Origin of the sequence: Kutzneria sp. 744 (assembly GCF_000568255.1) — a bacterium.
In the GTDB taxonomy this organism is placed as follows: Bacteria; Actinomycetota; Actinomycetes; order Mycobacteriales; family Pseudonocardiaceae; genus Kutzneria.
Genome location: NZ_KK037166.1, coordinates 7,700,988 through 7,706,962, shown reverse-complemented (window position 1 = coordinate 7,706,962; position 5,975 = coordinate 7,700,988). Strand labels below are relative to the sequence as shown.

4 protein-coding genes and 1 pseudogene are annotated in these 5,975 nt (G+C 71.1%); all 5 read right to left on the bottom strand.

Going from position 1 to position 5,975, the window contains the following annotated elements:
• On the bottom strand, positions 1 to 861 hold an 861-nt coding region (gene murD, locus KUTG_RS54265; protein WP_043723078.1), incomplete at its 3' end, for a UDP-N-acetylmuramoyl-L-alanine--D-glutamate ligase.
• 4 nt (positions 862 to 865) lie between these two features.
• Positions 866 to 1,957, bottom strand: a complete 1,092-nt coding sequence (gene mraY / locus KUTG_RS35470) for a phospho-N-acetylmuramoyl-pentapeptide-transferase (RefSeq protein ID WP_043723076.1) — start codon at positions 1,955 to 1,957, stop codon at positions 866 to 868.
• Positions 1,954 to 3,388: pseudogene (gene murF / locus KUTG_RS35465) on the bottom strand (UDP-N-acetylmuramoyl-tripeptide--D-alanyl-D-alanine ligase). Before murF ends, mraY begins: the two are co-directional and overlap by 4 nt.
• Positions 3,385 to 4,908, bottom strand: a complete 1,524-nt coding sequence (locus KUTG_RS35460) for a UDP-N-acetylmuramoyl-L-alanyl-D-glutamate--2,6-diaminopimelate ligase (protein ID WP_232241147.1) — start codon at positions 4,906 to 4,908, stop codon at positions 3,385 to 3,387. The pseudogene murF and the gene KUTG_RS35460 overlap by 4 nt, the downstream one beginning before the upstream one ends.
• Positions 4,909 to 5,409: 501 nt before the next feature.
• A partial coding sequence (locus KUTG_RS62015; RefSeq protein WP_232241146.1) for a BBE domain-containing protein occupies positions 5,410 to 5,975 on the bottom strand: 566 nt, incomplete at its 5' end.

The window sequence follows — 5,975 nt, the reverse complement described above, 5'->3', positions numbered from 1 at the left end:
CGCCGCCACGAGGGCGTCGGTCAGGCCGGGCGGGCCGCCGGGGGTGACCTCGGCGGCGTCGATGAGGTCCTCGGTGCCGAAGGCGCGGTCGACCAGCTTGCCGTCCTCGATGCCGAGCTGGTCCTCGATCGGCTCGTCCAGCGTGGCGCCGACCTTGCGCGGGGCCGGGGAGTTGATCAGCAGCTTGGCCACGTACGGGTCGTCGACGCCGCCGATCGCCACGTCGCCGGTCAGGGCCCGGGCCTTGGCCTGGGCGTAGGCCTCCAGCGAGCCGTGCCAGTCCAGGTGGTCCTCGGCGATGTTGAGCAGCGCACCGACGGCCGGACGGACCGAGGGCGCCCAGTGCAGCTGGAAGCTCGACAGCTCCACGGCCAGCACCTTCGGGTTGCCCTCCAACGCCTCCAGCACCGGCAGGCCGATGTTTCCGCAGGCCACCGCGTCCAGACCGGCGGCCTGGAGAATCGACTCCAGCATGCCGACGGTGGTGGTCTTGCCGTTCGTGCCGGTGACGACCAGCCAGGCCGGCGGCTCGGCCATCGGCCCACTCAATTGACGCTGTCGCTGGCACAGCCGCCAGGCCAGCTCGACGTCGCCGATGACCTCGATGCCGGCCTCGGCCGCCGCCACCAGCAGCGGCGCGGTCGGCTTCCAGCCCGGGGCCGTGACCACGAGGTCGGTGCCGGCCGGCGGCTCGGTCAGGCCGGCGATGAGCTCCGCTTCCCCAAATCCATCGACACTGCCGGCCAACTTGGCCAGGCGATCGGCGTTGCCGTCGGTGACCGTGACCTGCGCACCGTCACGCAGCAGCGCGCGCACCACCGAGGGACCGGTGACACCGGCCCCCGCGACCAGAACCCGCATGCCGTCAGCCACTCAGGCTCAGCCAGTCGCTGTAGAACAGGCCCAGGCCGAACATGCAGCAGATCCCGGCGAGCAGCCAGAACCTGATGATGACCGTGGTTTCTGCCCAGCCCGCGAGCTCGAAGTGGTGGTGGAACGGGGCCATTCGGAACAGGCGGCGCCTGGTCGTGCGGAACACCGCGATCTGGCTGCTCACCGAGACCACCTCGACCACGAACAGGCCGCCGATGATGATCATGAGCAGCTCGGTGCGGGTGACCATCGACAGGCCGGCCACCAGGCCGCCCAGGGCCAGCGAGCCGGTGTCACCCATGAAGATCTTGGCCGGGGCCGCGTTCCACCACAGGAAGCCGATGCAGCCGGCCATCGCCGAGGCGGCCACCAGGGCCACGTCCAGCGGGTCGCGCACGATGTAGCAGCCCAGCGAGGACACCGTCGCGCAGTTCCAGCGGAACTGCCAGAACGAGATGATCACGTACGAGCCGAGCACCATCGCCGTCGAGCCGCCGGCCAGGCCGTCCAGGCCGTCGGTCAGGTTGACCGCGTTGGACCAGGCGCTGACCACGCCGTAGCAGAAGACGATGAAGCCGATCGTGCCGAACGAGATCACCGAGATGTCGCGCACGAACGACAAGTTCACCGAGGCCGGCGAGATGCCGTCCCGGTTGGCGAACTGGATGGCCAGCAGCGCGAACGTGATGGTGGCGACGAACTGGCCGACCAGCTTGGCCGTCGCGTTCAGGCCCAGGTTGCGCTGCTTGCGGATCTTGATGAAGTCGTCGAGGAAGCCGACCAGGCCCAGCGCCGAGGTCAGGAACAGGATCAGCAGGCCGGTGATGCTGATCGGCACGTCGGCCTGGCTGGAGCTGCGGGCCATGTAGCTGTACAGGTGGGAGACCAGGTAGCCGGCCCACATCGCGACCAGGATGGCGACGCCGCCCATGGTGGGCGTGCCGCGCTTCTTCTGGTGGCTCTCGGGCCCCTCCTCGCGGATCTCCTGGCCGAAGCCCTGCCGGGAGAACACCCGGATCAGGTACGGCGTGAGCAGGATGGACACGACCAGCGCGACGGCCGCCGCGACCAGGATGTTCTTCATGTGTTGAGCAGCTCCTCGGCGACCCGCCACAGGGCCTCGGAATTGGACGCCTTGACCAGCACGACGTCACCGGGTTGCAGTTCGTCACGCAGCAGCGCCACGGCCGCGTCGGCGTCCGGCACGAGCACGGACTCCTGACCCCATGAGCCTTCCAGATGCGCGCCCTGGTGCATCGGCCGGGCCGCGTCGCCGACCACGACCAGCCGGCTGATGTCCAGCCGCACGGCCAGCCGCCCGATCTCGTCGTGCGCGCTCACGTGGGTGTCGCCCAGTTCGGCCATGGTGCCCAGCACGGCCCACGACCGGCGGCCGCCGGCCCGCGCCATCGAGGCCAGACTCTTCAGCGCGGCCCGCACCGACTCCGGGTTGGCGTTGTAGGCGTCGTTGACGACCGTGACCCCGTCGGCCCGGGTCGTGACGTCCATGCGCCGGGCCGACACGCTGCGGGCCTGCGACAGGGCTTCCAGCGCCTGCTCCAGGGTCGCGCCCAGCTCCATCGCCACCGCGACGGCCGAGAGCGCGTTGCCGACCTGGTGCTCGCCGTGCACGCCGAGCGTCACCGGCACGCCGTTGACCTTGAAGCTGGCCCGGGCCTGCTCGTCCAGCTCGATGTCGGTGGCCCTGAGCTCGGCGGTTGAGTCCTCGCCGACCAGAACCACGCGGGCCTTGGTGCGGCCGGCCATGCCCGCCACCAGCGGGTCGTCGGCGTTGAGCACCGCGACGCCGTCCTCGGACAGCGCCTCGACCAGCTCGCCCTTGGCCTGGGCGATGCCCTCGCGGGAGCCGAACTCCCCGAGGTGAGCGCTCCCGACGTTGAGCACCACGCCGATGTGCGGCGGGGCGACCTGGCACAGGTGCGCGATGTGGCCGGGGCCGCGGGCGGACAGCTCCAGCACCAGGTGCCGGGTGTTCTCGTCGGCCCGCAGGACCGTCCACGGGTGGCCGAGCTCGTTGTTGAAGGAGCCGGGCGGCGCGACCGTGGGCCCCATCGGGGCCAGCACCTGAGCGATCAGGTCCTTGGTCGAGGTCTTGCCGGACGAGCCGGTGACCCCGACGATCTTCAGGTTCGGCAGCCGGTCGACCAAAAGCGCGGAAACAGCTTGGCCAGCGCGGCCAGCACCGCGGCGCCGGAGCCGTCGGTGTCGCCCGCGAGCACGTAGGGGCGGCCGGAACCGCCGGGGACCGGCGGACAGATCACCGAGGGCGCGTCGATCTCCCTGGCCGCCAGCACGCCGACGGCGCCCTGGTCGACGGCGGCCTTGGCGAAGTCATGGCCGTCGACCCGCTCACCCGGGAAGGCGACGAACAGGGCGCCCGGGCCGATCTTGCGTGAGTCGAACTCGACGGAACCGGTGACGCTTTACACACCCATGCAGTTGTGCAGGCGGCCGCCGACGGGTCGGCGATCTCGCGCAGGGTCGGTTCGATCACCGGGCGGCCTCGCCGATGGCCGCCGTCAGCTCGTCCCGATCGGAGAACGGGTGGATCACTCCTGCGACCTCCTGGCCGGTCTCGTGTCCCTTGCCGGCGACGACCACGACGTCGCCGGTGCGGGCATGCCCCACGGCGTACCGGATGGCCTCCCGCCGGTCGGCGATCTCCACCACCGTGTCCCGTCGGTCGGCCGGCACGCCCGCGAGCATCTGTGCCCTGATGTCAGACGCCTGTTCGCTGCGGGGGTTGTCGTCTGTGACGATCGTCAGGTCCGCGCGGACCGCCGCCGCCTCGCCCATCAGCGGGCGCTTGGCCGCGTCGCGGTCGCCGCCGCAGCCCAGCACCACGATGACGCGGCCGTCGGCGCGGGCCCGCACCGCGTCCAGCGCCAGGGCCACCGCCGCCGGCTTGTGCGAGTAGTCCACGACCGCCGTGAAGTCCTGGCCGAGGTCGACCCGTTCCATCCGGCCCGGCACCTGCACCTTGGCCAGCCCGGCCACGATGGCCTTCTCGTCGATGCCGATGGCGTCCAGCATCGCGATGGCGGTCAGCGAAATAGGCCACGTTGTACGAGCCGGCCAGCAGGATCTCCACCGCCAGCTTGCGGCCGTGGCCGTGGGCGTAGAAGGTCTGCGAGCCGCTGCGGGAGACCACGATGTCGCTGGCCGTCCACGTCGCCTCGTGCGCGGGGAGACCGTGATGGTGGCGGGCTTGATCAGCCGCTCGCCCCACGGCGTGTCCGTGCAGACCACCTCGACATCGGCGCGGCCGTCGAACAGCTTCGCCTTCGTGCGGAAGTAGTCCTCCATGTCCGGGTGGAAGTCCAGGTGGTCCTGCGAGAGGTTGGTGAAGGCCCCCGCCGCGTAGTGCGTGCCGCCGACCCGGCCCAGGGCCAGGGCGTGGCTGGAGACCTCCATCGGCACGTGCGTGACGCCCTGCTCCAGCATCACCGCGAACAGCGCCTGGAGATCCGGCGCCTCCGGCGTCGTCAGCGCGCTCTCGATCCGACGGCCCGCGATGCGCATCTCCACACCGCCCACCAGGCCGGTGCGCAGGCCGGCGGCCGCCAGGCCCGCCTCCAGCATGTAGGTCGTCGTCGTCTTGCCCGACGTGCCCGTGACGCCCAGGACCTTCAGCCTTTGCGACGGGTTGCCGTACACCTCCGCCGCCGCCGCGCCGAGCACCGCTCGGGGGTCCTCGTGGACCAGCACCGGGACGTCCTTGAGGGACTCTCGCTCCGCCCCCGCCGGATCCGTCAGCACCGCCACCGCGCCCGCGCGCAACGCCTCGTGCGCGAAGTCCGCGCCGTGCGCCCTCGATCCCGGCAGCGCCGCGAACAGGTCCCCTCTTTGCACATGCTGCGCGCGCAGCGTCACACCCGTGACGGGCTTCGCGGCGTCGGCCCGCTCCAGCCGCGCGCCGATCGACGCCGCCAGCCGCTCGGGCGCGGTCGGCTCGATCTTGGACGGGCGTGGCGGGGCGGTCGCGACCTTGCCCGGTAGTGAGTTGGCAGGCACGCGCGGAAGGCTACTGTGCTTATCTGCCCCGCCTTCGGCAGGGCGGGCTCGGCCGCTCGTGACCGGTGCCTTCCCTGGCCGGATTTAACCCGCCGCATCAGCTCGGGTGGGTGGTTGCGTCGGGTGGCGGCGGGTGAAATCCGGCGACGGTCCAGGCACCGGCGCGGCCTCGCGAAGTCGAGTTACCGGCGGGGTCTCGCACTCGGTTGTCTTGGCGGCCAAGGGTTGCTCTGCCGTGAAATGGATCACGCCCCACCCGAGGGTCCATCGCCAGTCGGCCCCGGATCCCCGGCATTCATCTCCATGGGCCGCCAACCGCCAGGGTCGACTCCGGCCCCCGCCGGATGCCTCGCACCGGTTTGCGGATTTTCGTCGCCGCCACCAGCCGCGGCCACCCACCCAAACCGACGCGGCGGCCGAAATCCGGCAAGGGCGAGGCATCGGCCCCGAAGGGGCCGAGCCCCCGCGCGGAACGCGCGGCAACAAGCACAGCGGCGCCATTTAACGCGGCTTGATGTTGCCGTTGTGGTGGAAGACGTTCTCGGGGTCGTAGGCGGCCTTGATGCGGGCGAGGCGGTCGTACTTGGCGGGGCCGTAGGTGACGCGGACGCGGTCCTGCTCGTAGTCGGCCATGAAGTTCACGTAGCCGCCGGTGTTGCTGGCGTACGGCAGCAGCCGCTCCCAGGTGGACCGGACCCAGGCGCGGTCGGTCGGCAGGAGCTCGGGCACGGGGCAGATGGCGGTGAGGCCGACGACGAAGGAGGTGCGGCGGGGGCCGCCGAAGGCGGTGGCGTGGTCGGGAACCTCGGCGTAGGCGCCGCCGACGAGGGCGATGGGCGTGGCGGACATGGGAGAAGCCTTGGCGGGCAAGGTGTTCACCAGCACGTCGATGAGCCCGTCGCTGAGATCGTCGGAGTAGATGGCCTTCTCGTAGGCGAAGTTGCCGCGGAAGCCGATGCCGTCGAGCATCTTCTGCAACTCGGTGTACGGCAAGGCAGACACCATCTCGAACAGCGGCGGCAGTGCGTCGCGGCACGCGCTGGGAGAGGGCGGCGAAGGCCTCGGTG